The sequence below is a fragment of the Vibrio scophthalmi genome, from assembly GCF_040869025.1.
In the GTDB taxonomy this organism is placed as follows: Bacteria; Pseudomonadota; Gammaproteobacteria; order Enterobacterales; family Vibrionaceae; genus Vibrio; species Vibrio scophthalmi.
In genome coordinates this window covers 774284-792304 of sequence record NZ_CP134271.1, presented here as the reverse complement: position 1 = coordinate 792304, position 18021 = coordinate 774284, and the positions used below count along the sequence as shown (strand labels likewise).

Below are 18021 nucleotides of genomic sequence, written 5' to 3'. Positions count from 1 at the left end.
CGCACTATATGATATTAAAGACACCGCAATCATAGATTGTTGTGCCATAGGCCAAACTGGTACTGTGCGGTGACAAGGATAGCAATTGGGGCAGATTCGCTATTTGCCACGAGTCTTCAAGGAACCAAGTCCGTTCATCAATAACTGCGTTCTCAACCTATACTATTTAAGGCCAGAAGCAGTCACATTTTTGAATACTTATCGGAGATAGAAATGAGCGATTTAAAAGCAGCAGCGTTACGTGCACTTCAACTAATGGATCTAACGACGCTAAATGATGACGACACAGATGCAAAAGTAATTTCACTTTGTCATGACGCAAAAACAGCCGTTGGCAATACTGCTGCGATCTGTATCTACCCTCGCTTTATTCCTATTGCTAAGAAGACACTTCGCGAACAAGGTACACCAAATGTACGTATCGCAACGGTAACTAACTTCCCTCACGGTAACGACGATATCGAGATTGCTGTTGCGGAAACCAAAGCAGCCGTTGCCTACGGTGCGGATGAAGTTGACGTTGTATTCCCATACCGTGCTCTTATTGCGGGTAATGCGGAAGTGGGCGCTGAGCTAGTTAAGCAATGTAAAGCAGCGTGTGGCGATATCCTTCTTAAAGTGATCATCGAAACGGGTGAGCTAAAAGAAGAAGCGCTAATCAAGCAAGCTTCGCAAATCTGTATCGAAGCGGGCGCTGACTTCATTAAAACCTCAACAGGTAAAGTGCCAGTAAACGCGACGCCGGAATACGCGCGTATGATGCTAGAAGTGATTCGTGATATGGGCGTTGCTGAGACCGTTGGTTTCAAACCTGCGGGCGGCGTACGTACTGCTGAAGATGCAGCGGCATACTTAGCAATGGCTGATGAAATCCTAGGTGATAACTGGGTTGATGCTCGCCACTACCGTTTTGGTGCGTCAAGCCTGCTAACAAGCCTACTAAATACATTAGAAGTGACAGACGAAACTGCAGATCCTGCTGCGTACTAATCTCTTCGTCATATTTGAAGCTGCAGCGTTGTTTGCTGCATAAATTCGCCCTAATCACATAGTTATCTATGCTCATAGAGCGAATTTACTGGCTGCCTAGCTGCCGCTCCAACTATTTAGAAGATGGTGTAAAAATTCTGTCTGTTTGATGAAGTGGTGCTGGCCATCACTTCAATCTCTACCTCTATTCCCTACAACCATAACTCGCACGAGTATGGGAGGATCTAATGTACTTACCTCAAGAGATCATTCGTAAAAAACGTGACGGCGAAGTGCTGACCAGCGACGAGATCAACTTCTTTATTCAAGGCGTAGCAAACAATACTGTTTCTGAAGGTCAGATTGCTGCGTTTGCTATGACGATTTTCTTCAATGAAATGACGATGCCAGAGCGTATTGCCCTAACGTGCGCAATGCGTGATTCAGGCATGGTCATCGATTGGAGCCACATGAACTTCGGTGGTCCGATTGTTGACAAACATTCAACCGGTGGCGTGGGTGACGTAACGTCCTTAATGCTTGGCCCTATGGTGGCAGCATGTGGTGGTTTCGTTCCGATGATCTCTGGTCGTGGTTTAGGCCACACAGGTGGTACGCTCGATAAACTTGAAGCGATCCCTGGCTACAACATTACTCCAAGCAATGAGGTCTTTGGTCAAGTGACTAAAGACGCCGGTGTGGCGATCATCGGTCAGACGGGCGATCTTGCGCCAGCGGATAAGCGTGTATACGCAACGCGTGATATTACCGCAACTGTGGATAACATCTCACTGATCACCGCGTCAATTCTGTCTAAGAAACTGGCTGCGGGTCTTGAGTCACTGGTGATGGATGTCAAAGTAGGTTCAGGTGCCTTTATGCCAACTTACGAAGCATCAGAAGAGCTGGCAAAATCAATCGTGGCCGTTGCCAATGGCGCAGGTACCAAAACCACCGCCATCCTGACTGATATGAACCAAGTACTGGCATCGTCAGCAGGTAACGCTGTTGAAGTGCGCGAAGCTGTGCGCTTTTTAACTGGCGAATACCGTAACCCTCGCTTACTAGAAGTGACGCTAGCGTCTTGTGCGGAAATGTTGGTGTTGGCTAAGCTGGCGAAAGACAGCGAAGAAGCGAACGCTAAACTGATGGAAGTGTTGGATAACGGTAAAGCAGCAGAGTGTTTTGGCAAGATGGTCGCAGGCCTTGGCGGCCCGGCAGACTTTATTGCGAACTACGATAACTATTTAGAAAAAGCGCAGATCATCAAGCCAGTGTTTGCTGAGCAAAATGGTGTGGTTTCTGCGATGGATACCCGTGCGATTGGTATGGCAGTGGTTTCTATGGGTGGTGGTCGCCGTGTGGCGACGGATGAAATTGACTACGCAGTTGGTTTTGACCAGTTCATTCGCTTAGGTGAAGTGGCTGACGAGAATAAACCATTGGCACTGATTCATGCCCGCTCTGAAGAGCAGTGGCAAGAAGCGGCCAAAGCACTGCGTAACGCAATTCAAATTGGCGGTGAGTACACCCCAACGCCAAACGTATATTGTCAAATTCGCGCTGAAGACGTTTAAACTTAATTAAGGCCTACTTAATAATAACGAATTCCAAGTGGGCCTGAGGAACGAGCAATGAAAAGAGCATTTATTTTAGTCCTAGACTCATTTGGTATTGGTGAAACAGCAGATGCTGCACAATTTGGTGATGTTGGTGCTGACACCATGGGCCACATTGCAGAGCAGTGTGCGAAAGGTTTAGCCGATAACGATCAGCGCAGCGGCGCACTGAAACTGCCAAATTTATCTAAGCTTGGTTTGGCGATGGCGCACAAAGAATCAACCGGTCACTTTGCTGCTGGCCTTGAGAGTGATGTTGAGATCATTGGTGCTTACGGTCATGCGGCGGAGCTCTCTTCTGGTAAAGATACTCCGTCAGGTCACTGGGAAATTGCCGGTGTACCGGTATTATTCGACTGGGGCTACTTTACCGATAAGAGCAATAGCTTCCCTAAAGAGCTGACTGATCGCATTCTTGCGCGTGCGGGCCTAGAAGACTATTTAGGCAACTGCCATGCGTCAGGCACACAAGTGCTTGATGATTTGGGCGAAGAGCACATGAAAACGGGTTTGCCAATTTTCTACACTTCGGCTGATTCTGTATTCCAGATAGCGTGTCATGAAGAGACCTTCGGCCTTGAGCGTCTATTGGATCTTTGCCAAATCGCTCGTGAAGAGTTGGCAGACTACAACATTGGCCGTGTTATCGCTCGTCCATTCATTGGCCCAGGTAAAGGTCAGTTTGAACGTACTGGTAACCGTCGCGATTTATCGGTTGAGCCGCCAGCAACCACCGTCTTGCAAAAGCTGGTTGAAGAGAAGCAAGGTCATGTGGTTTCAATCGGTAAGATTGCTGATATCTATGCGAACTGCGGTATTACTAAGAAAGTAAAAGCGACCGGCATCCCAGCGCTATTTGATGCAACGCTAGAGCAGATTAAGCAAGCGGGTGACAACACGATTGTCTTCACTAACTTTGTTGATTTTGACTCTGCTTACGGTCACCGTCGTGACGTCGCGGGTTACGCAGCAGCGCTAGAATATTTCGATGGTCGCATCAATGAAGTTCTAGAATTGATGCAAGAAGATGACATCCTGATCCTAACCGCCGATCACGGTTGTGATCCGACATGGCAAGGAACCGATCATACACGTGAGCATATCCCAGTGATTGTTTACGGTCAGAAGGTGCCTGCTGGCTCGTTAGGCCTGCGTGATACGTTTGCGGATATCGGCCAGACGCTAGCAGGTTATTTTGCTACATCTCCGATGGATTATGGCAAAGGCTTCTTGTAAATTACTTAATGGCGTTACGGATAGTCGTAGCGCCTTACTTATATTTTGAAAAGGAATACACAAATGGCAACTCCACATATTAATGCTGAAATGGGTGCTTTTGCAGACGTAGTTCTAATGCCGGGCGACCCGCTACGCGCTAAATACATTGCAGAAACGTTCCTAGAAGACGTAGTTCAAGTATGTGATGTTCGTAATATGTTCGGTTACACCGGTACTTACAAAGGTCGTAAGATCTCGGTTATGGGCCACGGCATGGGTATTCCTTCATGCTCAATCTATGTTACAGAGCTAATTAAAGACTTTGGTGTGAAGAAAGTGATCCGTGTTGGTAGCTGTGGCGCGGTTAACGAAGACATTAAAGTACGTGATGTGGTTATCGGTATGGGTGCTTGTACTGACTCAAAAGTAAACCGTATTCGTTTTAAAGATCACGACTTTGCTGCGATTGCAGATTACAAAATGGTTCGTGCAGCTGAAGATGCAGCAAAAGCTCGTGGTATCGACGTAAAAGTCGGTAACCTATTCTCTGCTGAACTGTTCTACACGCCAGATCCAGAAATGTTCGACGTAATGGACAAATACGGCATCGTGGGTGTTGAAATGGAAGCGGCGGGTATCTACGGTGTTGCAGCTGAATACGGCGCGAAAGCACTGACTATCTGTACTGTTTCAGATCATATTAAAACAGGTGAACAAACCTCTTCTGAAGAGCGTCAAAACACCTTTAACGACATGATGTTGATTGCCCTAGATTCAGTTCTACTTGGCGACGCAGACTAATAACGTCGATTAGAGTGCTCACTTTGAGAGTTGGAGATGTTGCGCTTTAGATATCAAGATAACCTTTATGCGTTGTCTTGAAGCAAAATAAAAGGGTTGAAGTATGACTACTTCAACCCTTTAAAATATCTCGCTTCTCGCTTCTCGCTTCTCGCTTCTCGCTTCTCGCTTCTCGCTTCTCGCTTCTCGCTTCTCGCTCTACATCTCTCTCAGCAACAAGTTTTCACCCTTGTTCTTTGGCTTACGGCGAATAATGAAGGCCAATAAGAAACCAGCCACAAAACTCACCCCGACCATCGAGTACATGTAGCGATCACTCTTGCGGTAATAGTGATCGGAAAAGGCGGTCAACTTACCGGTTTCAAAGGTCATGCGAATAAAACCGACGATGCTATTGTCATGCATGATGGGTTCAACCAACTGCTGACGGCCGATTCGCGCCGTTTCCAATGGGGTATCTAAGCCCAGGATTTCACGTACTGATTTGGCTTTATCGCTAGAAGCAAGGCGAATACCTTCCGCATTATAGATTGTGGCATCAAACACCAATTTGTCTTGCGACAATTGATTGGTGAGGCGTAACAAGCGCTCTTGGTCACCTTCAGAGATCATGGTGCCAGCCGACAGAGAGGCTTGAGAAATGAGTACTTTCGTAAATGTTTCGAGCTGGTTTGCTTGGATCTGTTCGTTACCTTTGGTGATTTTCACGCTATTAACCGCAATCATCGCACCGCCAGCAATCAAAAACAGAATGACCAGCACTCTTATCGCCATACGAAATGAAAACAAAGAAGAGTCCATTAGTTACCTTCCATTACCTTAGAGTCGTATAGCAGTGAGCTGTGACTCGCGGGCTAAAACATAAAATATCGTATACACTGCGCATATTGAGACTTGCGTTACCAAATTGCAATAGGGTAACGTGGAAGCAATTTTAACAGGAATTTTTGACATGGATATGTTTAATACCTTATCAATACGTCGTCATACGACGCTACTTAATCGCTTACCTGAAACCCAGCAGTCTACTAATTTCGATCGCAAAAAGGCCGGTTGGATTGTGTTTGCTCACTATCTCAATGGGCAACAGTTCGATGACATCGATTTTTTCACTGGTGAATATAACCCGATCGTCGATGTTTGGAAGGTCGGGCAATATGAAGTTGCTTTGATGGCCGGTGAGCTGACCGCTGAATTGGAAGAGATTTTACAGGCTCTAGAGCTAGACTATGCACAACTGCGCGATATTCCCGATCTGACTAAGCCGGGTTTGATTGTGATGGACATGGACTCGACGGCGATTCAAATTGAGTGCATTGATGAGATTGCGAAGTTGGCTGGTGTCGGCGAGGAAGTCTCGGCGATCACTGAGCGTGCGATGCAAGGTGAACTCGATTTTGAACAAAGCTTACGTCAACGTGTTGCTAAGCTCGAAGGCGCTGACGAAGGTATTTTGAGCCAAGTGCGTCAGTCATTGCCGTTAATGCCCGATTTAGGTGAGCTGGTGAGTACGCTACACAGGTTTGGTTGGAAGAGTGCGATCGCTTCTGGTGGCTTCACCTATTTCTCTGATCACTTACAGCAGATGCTTGGCCTTGATCATGCCCAATCAAATGTATTGGAAATTGTGGATGGTAAGCTGACGGGGAAAGTGTTGGGGGAGGTGGTCTCTGCGCAGACCAAAGCGGATATTTTGCTGCAACTGGCAGAGCAATATCAGATAGAAGTGCATAATACGATTGCTGTCGGTGATGGCGCGAATGATCTCACTATGATGGGTGTTGCCGGTTTAGGTATTGCTTATCATGCTAAACCGAAGGTTGAACAACAAGCGCAGAGTGCGGTGCGCTACAGTGGTTTAGGTGGTGTGCTGTGTATTTTATCTGCGCAGCTGATTCAGCAACAGAAAATCAGTTTTAAGCCACTACCTTAAGTGACTTGATACGAATCGAGTAAAAAAGCGAGCCGAAGCTCGCTTTTTTTGTTTCTACACGACGCATTGTGAGAGGTGCTATTGTGTTAGCTCAAGGCGAATCAACACTTCTTCAGTAATATCGATATATTCGCTGTAACCGACAATCGAACAGATCTCTTTCTCGAGCGTACGCGCTTGGTGCATGCTGATGTTGCTTAGATCTTCCAGATCTTTGCGCAGTAAAGCGGTAATTGGGTCAAACACAGGCGTTGCGCAGATCCTCAAAGCATAAAAATCACCCATTAATTGGGTCTTTTTAATGAATTCGATACGTTCATGTGTCGATTCAAAGTCACTTGAGAGCATGGTTTCGAGCGATTGAATACGTGAGCCAAATTTGATTGCCGATATATACAACTCTTGATATTGCGGGGTTGCCCCCTCGATGCGTTTCATCGGCGCCGCTAATAATGTGGTGGTACGCCCCTTATAGACTGCTTCTAAAGAGTATTTATCATTGTGTCCTAACTTGGCAAATAGCGTTAAGTGAGGCAGCAGCGGATAGTTCACGCCAATCACTTTCGGCTTTAGGCTATTGCCTTTTTTTTCCACGAATAGCGGCGTACTGATCATCTTGTCGAGCAAAACATTATGCAGGCTTTCTAGTAACTCTTGGCTTGGCAAGTTCTCTTGTTTGGCGACTAACTTTTCGTGATTGTGTTCAATCAGGCGGCCAAAGAAGGTCATGGTACGGCGGTTTTTACTGTTGTTATCCATCACCAGTTGCACCCGTTTTCCACCCGGACTAATGCGAATAACGGTATAAGGCACTTTGCTTAATTGCAAAGAACGGTCATAGAGCTGCAACTCACTGAAGTTGATGTCGCATTGATCGCCCGCTTTGAGCTCTATCGGGGTGTTCAAAGCAACGTATAGACCACGACGAGAAATATCTAAGGTCACGCCGGAAGCTTGCTGCCCTCTGGCTGACAAAAATAGCGGTGAGCGGAACTGATAACGAGGTTCTCTGCGACGGCTTTGTGCATCAAAGTAGAGACTGATTGGGGTATCGACACAATTACGTTTGTGACAGAAACGGTTCAGCTCGCTGGTGGCTAAACGCGGCTTTTCCGTCAGCAAATAATCTTTGCCAGAATGATGATCCGCGATCTCTTGTAAAATACCAAAGTGAGTCAGTTCTCGGGTTAGATCTAAAGAGTCAGGTGGTAAATTCACCAGATGTTCGCGCTCGTGTTCCGAAAGTTCAAATACCGAAAGGCGAAACACTTTCCAGCTCTCTTTTTTTGCGCCCACATGCCAAAACAGTTGGCGCTGTTCACGCGTAGCCTCAGGCATCATCATTGAGAAGAAACGTTCTTTATCGCCTTGTTGATGCTTGAAGGAGTAGAGCACATTATTGCTGCCACGTACGCCGGGTTTGGTGAGCAGCCCCATCCGTTCTTGGCTAAATAGGTTGGAGAGCGTTAATTGGTTGCGCTCATCATTCCAATATTGCCAAATAGCTTGGTTGTTTTCGGTCATCAAGACCATTTTCAACTCATTGCCACTAAAGAACACCGGCAGGTTGCATGTGTGTTTGAGATAGTTGTGTTCATAGCCACGTGAGCGGGCTCGGATCACTTTATCTTGATTATCGTGACGCGCTTTGAGTGAATGGGTGTGGAGAAATTGGGTGATGATTTCATCCACCACTGGGGTTTCATCGAGTTTGATTACGCGTAAAAATCGAACGGCGTCATTTTCATGTGATTCATCAATGCCAACAATGCGATACTGGATCGCCTCTTCGATATTAACAATCTTGTTGCTACGAGCCACTTCGGTATAAACAACCGAGATCACTTCCCCCAATTTATAATCAAAAGCAGAAGGGGCTTTAAGTCGACCACCAGAAGGGGAAATGTCCACTGTAACGCCATGAACCAGTTGATCATTGGCGAGGTGGATTTCAATCTGGGTTGAGATCTTGAGTCGGTTTTCTTTTCGTTTCAGATCGTAGCCCATCACGATGGGTTCGGCGTGGAAGCTGATGGCTGTGTTAGTGAGATCAGAGCCTTGCGGCTTACCTTTCTGGTTCATCACTTTAAAACTGTTACGTGTGTTACTGAGTGAGTCAAAGACTCCTTCGGTATAACCACTGAATTTACGTACGTTTTTGTGATAGATATTAAAAGCCACATCATCGAGCCAATGAGTGATGCCATCTAACTCGTATTCTCGACATTCTCCTTTCACTCTGCCGCGCAAATCGATAGAACGATAGCAGGGGGTAGTCAGGCGTTTGAGTTCCATCTTGACCAGAATTTTTAACGACGGCGGTTCGCCATCTGTCAATTGTGACAGAAGGTATTCAAAGTCCTCCGTTTTATATACGGGAATCAGTCGTTCTGAGATAGAGAGTATTGCCTGCTTCTGCATGTTTTTTTAAGCCCGTCCTTGTCTAAACTGATATCGGCCTTGATTATTAGATCTTTAGTGATATGTTACGGCGAATCAAGTCTATAAGCTGGCTATTTAGGCTGCCAACATCACAAAAACACATTGAGGTCACATGGCAAAAGCAAAACGAGCATACGTTTGTAATGATTGCGGGGCAGATTTTCCTCGTTGGCAAGGTCAATGCAGTGCCTGTGGCGCTTGGAATACCATCAGCGAAGTGCGCCTTGCTGCATCTCCTGCGGTTGCACGTAATGAACGATTGACCGGTTATGCTGGCTCTGGCGATGAAAGCCAAGTGCAAACCTTGGCGGAAATTAATCTGCAAGAGGTGCCTCGCTTTAGCAGTGGCTTTAAAGAGCTCGACCGAGTGCTTGGTGGCGGTATCGTACCTGGTGCGGCGATTTTGATCGGTGGTAATCCAGGTGCGGGTAAATCAACATTACTACTGCAAACCATGTGTCTTTTGTCCGCACAAATGCCCACCTTGTATGTCACGGGTGAAGAATCATTGCAGCAAGTGGCCATGCGCGCTTCACGTTTAGGCTTGCCAAAAGAGCATCTAAAAATGCTCTCAGAAACCAATGTCGATCGTATTTGCCAAGTGGCTGAGAAAGAGCAGCCAAGAATTATGGTGATCGATTCGATCCAAGTCATGCACGTTGCTGATGTGCAATCATCACCGGGTACGGTTGCGCAGGTGCGTGAGTCAGCCACGGCGCTGACGCGTTATGCTAAGCAAAATAATGTCGCCGTGTTTATGGTTGGACATGTCACCAAAGATGGCACATTGGCAGGCCCGAAAGTCCTTGAGCATATTATTGACTGCTCAGTATTACTGGATGGTGGCACCGATACCCGTTTTCGTACCTTACGCAGCCATAAAAACCGTTTCGGTGCGGTGAATGAGTTAGGCGTATTTGCTATGACAGGGCAAGGCTTACGTGAAGTCAGTAATCCGTCGGCGATTTTCCTTTCTCGCGGTGAAGAGGAAACCTCTGGCAGTTCCGTGATGGTGGTTTGGGAAGGGACGCGTCCACTCTTGGTTGAAATTCAAGCCTTGGTCGATTATTCACAACTGGGCAATCCACGCCGTGTGGCAGTGGGCTTAGAGCAAAACCGTTTATCGTTGCTGCTGGCTGTATTACACAAGCATGGTGGACTGCAGATGGCGGACCAAGATGTATTCGTTAACGTCGTTGGTGGTGTGAAGGTGACCGAAACCAGTGCTGACCTTGCTTTGGTTATGGCATTGTTGTCGAGCTTTAGAGATCGTCCACTACCAAAAGATGTGGTGGTGTTTGGTGAAGTCGGCTTAGCGGGAGAAATTCGTCCTGTGCCAAGTGGCCAAGAACGTCTCAATGAAGCATTTAAACACGGTTTTAAACGCGCGATAGTTCCCGCGGCCAATATGCCTAAAGGCGGTATTGAAGGCATGCAGATCCACGGAGTTAAAAAACTTTCGGAGGCAATTCAGGCGTTCGACGAGCTTTGAATTTCTATCGGGTCGATTGAGTTGCAGTATTGAATTTATCTTGGTGCTGCATTGAGGGGAATTGCGCGAGTGCAAATCTAATTTGATGACGCTGCGGCGTCTATAATTGATACTATTCCGTTGATGCAAGAACCATTTGGTTGAAATGCAACCGCTTTTCATCTTGCTAGCACTGAACAAAATCGGTAGGCTTAGCGCAAATTGAACGCTTAAAGATACCCCTGACTCAGATATAACGACTTTCGTGTACCGCATGGCAGAAAACATGCAGTGTTTTCGGTGTTATGTTGCTCTTCTTTTTTCCATCACACAGTCTTAATGCTGCTGGTTCTTTGCTCTGAAAGCAGCGCATTGATGTGGCAATTTTTGAGGTAAGAATGGAAACAGAAAGAGACGAAAAGAGGGGACTTTAGGACGAATTGTGAAAAGTTGGCTATCCTTTCTCTGAGTGGAAAATGGGCCAAATATTTTTTTCAATCCAACTGCATGCAAAGGTATCAGTCTTGACAGAATATGATATACTCTGCGCGCACTTTATACCTTATTAACAGAGTAAGACAATGACTGATTTATCAAAATACAGAAACATTGGTATTTTTGCTCACGTAGACGCAGGTAAAACTACTTCTACAGAGCGTATCCTTAAGCTAACTGGTAAAATCCACAAGATCGGTGATACACACGACGGTTCAACTACTACTGACTTCATGGAGCAGGAAGCTGAACGTGGTATTACAATCCAGTCTGCAGCTACTACTTGTTTCTGGAACGATCACCGCCTAAACATCATCGATACTCCTGGACACGTTGACTTCACAATCGAAGTTTACCGTTCTCTTAAAGTACTTGATGGTGGTATCGGTGTATTCTGTGGTTCTGGCGGTGTTGAGCCTCAGTCAGAAACTAACTGGCGTTACGCTGACGAATCTCACGTATCACGTATCATTTTCGTTAACAAACTAGACCGTATGGGCGCTGACTTCTACAAAGTTTGTGACCAAGTACAAAACGTACTAGGTGCTACGCCACTAATCATGACTCTACCTATCGGTATCGAAGACGATTTCGTAGGTGTTGTTGACGTACTAAGCCAAAAAGCTTACGTATGGGATGAGTCTGGTCAGCCAGAAAACTACGAAGTTCAAGATATCCCTGCTGATATGGTTGAGCAAGCGGCTGAATACCGTGAAATGCTAATCGAAACTGCAGTAGAGCAAGACGACGAGCTAATGATGGCTTACATGGAAGGTGAAGAGCCTTCAGTTGAAGACATCAAACGTTGTATCCGTAAAGGTACTCGTGATCTAGCGTTCTTCCCTACTTACTGTGGTTCAGCGTACAAGAACAAAGGCATGCAGCTTATTCTTGACGCAGTAGTTGATTACCTACCTTCTCCAACAGAAGTAGATCCTCAACCTCTAACTGACCCAGATACTGGTGAAGCGACTGGCGAATTCGCAGTTGTATCAGTAGATGAGCCACTAAAAGCGCTAGCGTTCAAAATCATGGACGACCGCTTTGGTGCACTTACGTTCATCCGTATCTACGCTGGTAAACTGAAGAAGGGTGACACTATCCTTAACTCAGCAACTGGTAAAACTGAGCGTATCGGCCGTATGGTTGAGATGCACGCGAACGACCGTAACGAGATCGATTCAGCACAAGCTGGTGACATCATCGCAGTTGTTGGTATGAAGAACGTGAAGACTGGTCACACTCTATGTGATCCTAAACACGAAGTAACTCTTGAGCCAATGATCTTCCCAGAACCAGTAATCTCTATCGCTGTTAAGCCTAAAGATAAAAACGGTTCTGAGAAAATGGGTATCGCGATTGGTAAAATGGTTTCTGAAGATCCATCTTTCCAAGTTGAAACTGACGAAGATTCAGGCGAAACCATCCTTAAAGGTATGGGCGAACTTCACCTAGACATCAAAGTGGACATCCTTAAGCGTACTTACGGCGTTGAGCTAGAAGTAGGCGCTCCACAAGTAGCTTACCGTGAAACTATCACTCAAGCAGTTGAAGATAGCTACACGCATAAGAAACAGTCTGGTGGTTCAGGTCAGTTCGGTAAGATCGACTACCGTATCAAACCAGGTGAGCCAAACTCAGGCTTCACGTTCCGCTCTGTAGTAGTTGGTGGTAACGTACCTAAAGAATTCTGGCCTGCAGTAGAGAAAGGCTTCGCTAGCATGATGGACAACGGTGTTCTAGCTGGCTTCCCAACTCTAGACGTAGAAGTTGAACTATTCGACGGTGGCTTCCACGCAGTTGACTCTTCAGCTATCGCTTACGAAATCGCTGCTAAAGGCGCATTCCGTCAGTCTATGCCTAAAGCTGGCGCGCAACTTCTTGAGCCAATCATGAAAGTTGACGTGTTCACTCCAGACGACCACGTTGGTGACGTAATCGGTGACCTTAACCGTCGCCGCGGTATGATCAAAGATCAAATGGCTGGTACTACTGGCGTACGTATCAAGGGTGATGTTCCACTTTCAGAAATGTTTGGTTACATCGGTACTCTACGTACTATGACTTCTGGCCGTGGTCAGTTCTCTATGGAATTCTCTCACTACTCACCATGTCCAAACAACGTGGCAGAGCAAGTGATTGCAGAAGTTAAAGAGCGTAACGCTAAGAAGTAATTCTTAAGTTAACTCTATAATTTCAAAGCCCCTTGAGCGTAAGCTCAAGGGGCTTTTTCTTTATTCGCTAGTCTAGTTTTTGTCGACAGATGCCGGCGCATTTACCTGCCTTAGCTCAGGTATTTTGAGGCATATCTATTGGCTGATCTCCTCATGTAGCCAAGAGGTGAAGGCTTTTATTCGCTCCCTACGTGGTGATTCTTGCGCGGTAAATAGGTTGAACTGGATGCCGGGTGTTAAGCCGGTATTAAAAGGTTTAACCAGTAAACCTCGCTCAACAAAGTCACTGGCTAAACAATCGCTGGCTAGGCAAGCCCCATGTCCGGCAACAACGGCGCTCATTGCCATATCGAAGGTGTCTACCTCCATCCAATGCACGGCATTGTCATTCATCTTTAAGCCATTACATTCGAACCATTGATGCCACTGAAAAGAGGGTGAGTCAAAGTGGATCAACCAGCAATCGAGCAGTTGTTTAGGATCATCAAAGGTGGTCGATTCCGCCAGTGATGGCGAACAAAAAGGATAAATCGGCTCTTCAAATAGTAACTCTTTCTCTAGTGATTCTTCACCAATGAGGCTTTCGCCTTGCCAAATGGCGACATCGACTTCGCCATGTAGCACATCCATCGCTTCACACGTAGTAATGATGCGAATGGAAATGTCAGGATGCTCGAGGGTGAACTTCCATAAGCGAGGTAACAACCAGCGTGAAGCAAACGAAGGGGGAGCACTGACTTTAAGTAAGCCATCTAACGGTTCATTCTGGATCTTATTGAGACCACAAATTACTTGTTCAAAGCCAAGAGCAACATGCTCTAGTAGCGTTTGACCTTTGGAGGTCAGTGCCATACCACGCCCTTTACGCTGAAAGAGCTTACAGTCTAGATCATCTTCTAAACGTCGGATGGTTTGACTAACAGCCGCTTGGCTGACAAACAATTCATCGGCGGCTTTGCTGTAGCTTTGTAATCGAGCAGCCGCTTCAAAGTAACGTAAGCTGGAAAGAGTTCTAAGTCGCTTGTCCATAAGCCTCTACTATATTGGTTTCTTTAAGAAGAAAAAAAGAAGTGTTCAAAAGCATCGCATTGAACAAATGATCTTCATCATACAAACCTAGCGAGGAGAGGCAAGCGGTGATGGTCGATAGGATGGAGCGGAGTGCGGAATATGACGATTGGGTTTCAGTTTTGCCTAATCGCTCGGCCCCGAGCCCAAGAAACAGAGAGGAAAAATCTGCTGGCGAAGAACCGCTGAAGAGTTCAAACCAAAAGGAGCGCCACGCGCTCCTTTCTATGATTATTTCTCCCACACCACCAATTGGTCTTTCGGCCAGTTGGCACCGACATCATGGTACTTTTTCTCTAGAATATGTCGTTTAATTTTAAGCGTTGGTGTTAGCACGCCATTTTCGATGCTCCAAGGTTCTTTGATCATCAGCACACCTTTGATCTTCTCGTGGGAGGCCAATGTGGTGTTCATGCGCTCAATCACTTTTTGCGTACTACGCTCATAACGCTGCGGATCAAAGTTGGGGAAGTCATGCGGCACGACCAACAATATAGGTCCTGGCAGACCAAGGCCAATCAAACACATCATCTCAACACGAGTGTATTCAAAGAGTTTTTTCTCGATCGGCACGGGTGCCACAAATTTCCCTTTGGCTGTTTTGAAGGTGTCCTTTTTACGGCCTTGAATGGTGAGGTAACCCTCACTATCGATTGAGCCGATATCGCCAGTGTGCAACCAGCCGTCACTATCAAAGGATTCTTGAGTGGCGATATCATTTTTGTAGTAACCCGAAAATAGGCCCTTACCGCGTACCATGATCTCTTCATCGTCGGCGATTTTTAACTCGATCCCCGGCCCTGCATTCCCCACGCTGCCAATTTTATCGGCGCGAAATGGGAAGTTAAGCGTGCTGTAAGCGAAGGATTCGGTCATCCCCCATGCTTCAGTAATATTCAGACCGACACGGTGATACCAATCAAGCAGTGCAGGAGAGACAGGGGCAGAGCCACATCCTAAAACTCGGGCTTGATCTAATCCCAAGCCATCGGCTAATTTTTTCTTAATCAGCGTATTCACAAATGGGATTTTCAGCAGAATATTGAGTTTCTTTTGCGGCAGTTTGTCTTGGATTCGTTGTTGGAATAACGTCCATAGCCGCGGCACGGAAATGAACAAAGTTGGCCGCTGCATTTTTACATCATCGATAAAGGTATCCAGTGATTCAGGAAATGCGGTTTCGATACCGCCCATAATTGAAGATCCAAAAATGTAGACTCGCTCAGTGATGTGCGCCAAAGGTAAATAAGAAAACAGTCGATCGCCACGTTCAATTTGAATGTGATTAATCAACTGCTGAACAGACCAAGCAAACGCGCCGTAGGTCAGCATTGCCCCTTTAGGCAATCCAGAAGTTCCTGAAGTATAGACAATCGACATCAGTTTATCGTCGTGATGCTGAGGCCTTGCTTCACTTGGCTTTGACTGTTCAATTAATGCGGTGAATTGATGCTGGCAGCGTGGCGCGGTGTCATAGGCAAGACTAATGGTGATTAGTTCAGGCATAGCATCAATCACTTGCTGAGTTGCGGCAGGATCATCAAGCTTACCGCCAATCAACACTTTGCTCTCACTGTGAGTGAGACAGTATTCGATGGTATCTGCGCCGGCGGTTGGAAAAATAGGCACACTGACAAAATCGCCTAACATCATGGCTAAATCACAAATAAACCACTCGGCACAATTTTTCGAAACGAGTGCTACTCGATCGCCGGGGCGAATCCCTAGCTCGTTGAGTGCACTGACTAACCTCAGAGCTTTATCGGCAACATCAGCGTAACTGTATTCGACAAATTGGCGATTAATAATCTGCTTGAGATAAATTTCATCTGGGCGTTCTTGAGCCCATTTAAGAATCATGTCACTGGCAGGGGGAAGCGTGCAATTTGTATTGCTCAATTGGTCTGGCTGAATCATTGTCTAACTCCATGTTATTGGCAAAGATTCCCTTCGTTCTATGGTGGGTATGGCTTAGCACTTGGGAGAGCAAGAACGGCGCTAAGCGTTACTTTCCTGATGAAGGATTATTATTGTTAATTATTTGTTAATATTAGCATGTTAATCAAAATGTCGATAACGAATCGTTCAAAAGTGTGAATCAGTAACTCTGTCGATAGGCCGCAGGCGTGGTTCCGGTTTTCTTTTTGAATATCCGAGAAAAATAAGAGACATCGTGGTAGCCACATTGATAGGCGATATAGGCGATCTTAGTATTGTCATTGTGAGTCAGCATCCGCTTCGCGAGGCTAATCCTTTGATGAGTGACGTAGTCTCTAAAGCACATGCCCACTTTTTTACGAAAGACTTTAGAGAAATAAGTGACTGAGTAGTGACAAAGGTTAGCTGCGTTCTCTTCTTTAATTTCTGTTTTGATGTTTTCAGAAACGTACAGCAGGGCGGGCGCGAGTTCTAAGTCGATATTCCCTTGATATTTTCGCAGGCTAGGGTGCTGAGCTAGGTCGAGAAAGTATTTTATTTCAACTTGGTCCAGCCATTCCTTAGCGGTTCGTGGACTAAGTTGATAGCAATCTGCAATGGCACTATTAACAAAGTTGCTGTCCATGTCATTGGCATGAATAACAATCAAATGCTTGTCTAAATTCTGGCACATCATTAAGGCGCTATTAAGGCATTGAACATACTGCGGGCGGAAAAAGAAAAAGCAGTATCGAACCTCTTTATCACTCAAAATCGCAGTGTCTTGCTGGCAATCGATGATGCGAAAGCGCTTTTCGAGCATGGTTGCGAAATAGGGCGGGCAGTGATTCAGTGGTGCTCCCAGCCAGCAAACCGTCGCTAAATTATCCATCATTCCTTTGCTCCAATTGTTCCTAATTAAAACCTCCTAGTTCAACGATGACGTTGTGAATCTTTTGTTTTATTAGAATTGTTAGGTGACTGGTTGAGTAGTGAAATTGCGACCCATGTTTAGTTATCTTAGTAAACTTGATGGAAATTGTGACTTTATTTCGCTCTGTAGGAAATTTAGAGGTAGACAAAAATGTGCAATGAGTTGGCAAAAAAGTCCTAACAATAGAATTTCTTGGTGACCTACTGTTAAGTGACAGCGACGCCGTTGACGACGTAAAAACGCTGTTTATTTAATTAAAGTCGAGCTTAGTGAGGACAAGGATATGAAATCTATTCGCAATGAAATTAAACAGTTTATGCAAGACGAAGAAGGCCTAACACTTTTGGAATACATTTTAGGTGCAGCGCTTATTGTTGCGGCGTTACTCGCAATTGACTTCTGGGGCACGCTTGCAGGCAAATTTGAAGATGTCGGTACCGAGATAGACACAATTGGTGATTAATTGTTAAGGCGAAACTATGCACATTACTGACCTTTTGTTTTGGGTGTTGTTGTTTGCAATCGGTGTTTCAGATGCTCAGAAGCACCGTATTCCAAACAAGCTAGTCTTGGCACTATTGCTCGTTACTACGCTTCATATTTTAGTTTACGAGCAAGCGGCATGGTTAGATCACCTGGTAGCAGGAATTATTTCATTCAGTGTGTGCTTAGGCCTTTATGTGCTTCGGATCATGGCCGGAGGCGATGTTAAGTTGTTATTTGTCATCGGGTTATGGTTAGGCGTTGATCAACTCGCAGGTGGTTTGATTGCCATTATTCTTGCCGGCGGGGTTGTTGGTGGGTTTTATCTACTGCAATACCTTGCACGATCGTCGTTTAGCATTATGTATAACACCCGTGGTTACTATTTAGAAAAGGCCAGTTTTGGTTTGCGTAAACAGACAAAACTTGTCATCCCATTTGCCCCTGTTGTGGTGATTGGTCTTGCGAGCTTTTACTACATTCATTAGCCACATTAA

General features: G+C 45.8%; 14 protein-coding genes. 9 read left to right on the top strand and 5 right to left on the bottom strand.

The window, feature by feature from the left end; genetic code table 11:
* Positions 1-213: 213 nt before the first annotated feature.
* The 4 genes from deoC to deoD all read left to right on the top strand — a co-directional run bounded on the left by deoC (position 214) and on the right by deoD (position 4607).
* A complete protein-coding gene (gene deoC, locus RJD38_RS03485; RefSeq protein ID WP_005594109.1) occupies positions 214-990 on the top strand; it encodes a deoxyribose-phosphate aldolase in 777 nt (258 codons plus the stop codon).
* 227 nt (positions 991-1217) lie between these two features.
* Complete coding sequence (gene deoA / locus RJD38_RS03480; protein WP_005594110.1) at positions 1218-2546, top strand: thymidine phosphorylase; 1329 nt, start codon at positions 1218-1220, stop codon at positions 2544-2546.
* 57 nt (positions 2547-2603) lie between these two features.
* Positions 2604-3824: a phosphopentomutase gene (deoB, locus tag RJD38_RS03475; protein WP_065545059.1), complete on the top strand. Its 1221-nt coding sequence runs from the start codon at positions 2604-2606 to the stop codon at positions 3822-3824.
* Between the two features lie 63 nt (positions 3825-3887).
* A complete protein-coding gene (deoD, locus tag RJD38_RS03470; protein WP_005594112.1) occupies positions 3888-4607 on the top strand; it encodes a purine-nucleoside phosphorylase in 720 nt (239 codons plus the stop codon).
* 198 nt (positions 4608-4805) lie between these two features.
* On the opposite strand, the gene RJD38_RS03465 is transcribed toward deoD, so the two are convergent.
* The gene (locus RJD38_RS03465) at positions 4806-5408 is read right to left on the bottom strand and encodes a YtjB family periplasmic protein (protein ID WP_065545060.1); all 603 of its coding nucleotides are present in this window, start codon (positions 5406-5408) and stop codon (positions 4806-4808) included.
* A gap of 151 nt (positions 5409-5559) precedes the next feature.
* On the opposite strand from RJD38_RS03465, the gene serB reads away from it, so the two are divergent.
* Positions 5560-6540 (top strand): phosphoserine phosphatase, encoded by a 981-nt coding sequence (gene serB / locus RJD38_RS03460; protein WP_065545061.1) that lies wholly within the window; start codon positions 5560-5562, stop codon positions 6538-6540.
* A 78-nt stretch (positions 6541-6618) separates the two neighbouring features.
* On the opposite strand, the gene RJD38_RS03455 is transcribed toward serB, so the two are convergent.
* On the bottom strand, positions 6619-8961 hold the full coding sequence (locus tag RJD38_RS03455; protein ID WP_065545062.1) for a PilZ domain-containing protein: 2343 nt from the start codon (positions 8959-8961) through the stop codon (positions 6619-6621).
* Positions 8962-9094: 133 nt separating this feature from the next.
* Here RJD38_RS03455 and radA point away from each other — a divergent pair, with 133 nt between their 5' ends.
* Together radA and fusA are read left to right on the top strand one after the other, a co-directional pair.
* Positions 9095-10474: a DNA repair protein RadA gene (gene radA / locus RJD38_RS03450; protein ID WP_005594116.1), complete on the top strand. Its 1380-nt coding sequence runs from the start codon at positions 9095-9097 to the stop codon at positions 10472-10474.
* Between the two features lie 560 nt (positions 10475-11034).
* Complete coding sequence (gene fusA / locus RJD38_RS03445; protein ID WP_005594117.1) at positions 11035-13122, top strand: elongation factor G; 2088 nt, start codon at positions 11035-11037, stop codon at positions 13120-13122.
* Positions 13123-13257: 135 nt separating this feature from the next.
* Here fusA and RJD38_RS03440 read toward each other — a convergent pair whose 3' ends face one another.
* From RJD38_RS03440 to RJD38_RS03430, 3 genes are all read right to left on the bottom strand, one after another.
* Positions 13258-14151, bottom strand: a complete 894-nt coding sequence (locus RJD38_RS03440; RefSeq protein WP_065545063.1) for a LysR substrate-binding domain-containing protein — start codon at positions 14149-14151, stop codon at positions 13258-13260.
* 270 nt (positions 14152-14421) lie between these two features.
* A complete protein-coding gene (locus RJD38_RS03435) occupies positions 14422-16107 on the bottom strand; it encodes an AMP-binding protein (protein WP_065545064.1) in 1686 nt (561 codons plus the stop codon).
* A gap of 181 nt (positions 16108-16288) precedes the next feature.
* Complete coding sequence (locus tag RJD38_RS03430; RefSeq protein ID WP_005594121.1) at positions 16289-17002, bottom strand: helix-turn-helix domain-containing protein; 714 nt, start codon at positions 17000-17002, stop codon at positions 16289-16291.
* A 322-nt stretch (positions 17003-17324) separates the two neighbouring features.
* On the opposite strand from RJD38_RS03430, the gene RJD38_RS03425 reads away from it, so the two are divergent.
* A complete protein-coding gene (locus tag RJD38_RS03425; protein ID WP_005594122.1) occupies positions 17325-17504 on the top strand; it encodes a hypothetical protein in 180 nt (59 codons plus the stop codon).
* Between the two features lie 16 nt (positions 17505-17520).
* The gene (locus RJD38_RS03420; protein ID WP_065545065.1) at positions 17521-18012 is read left to right on the top strand and encodes an A24 family peptidase; all 492 of its coding nucleotides are present in this window, start codon (positions 17521-17523) and stop codon (positions 18010-18012) included.
* The last annotated feature ends 9 nt before the right edge of the window (positions 18013-18021 follow it).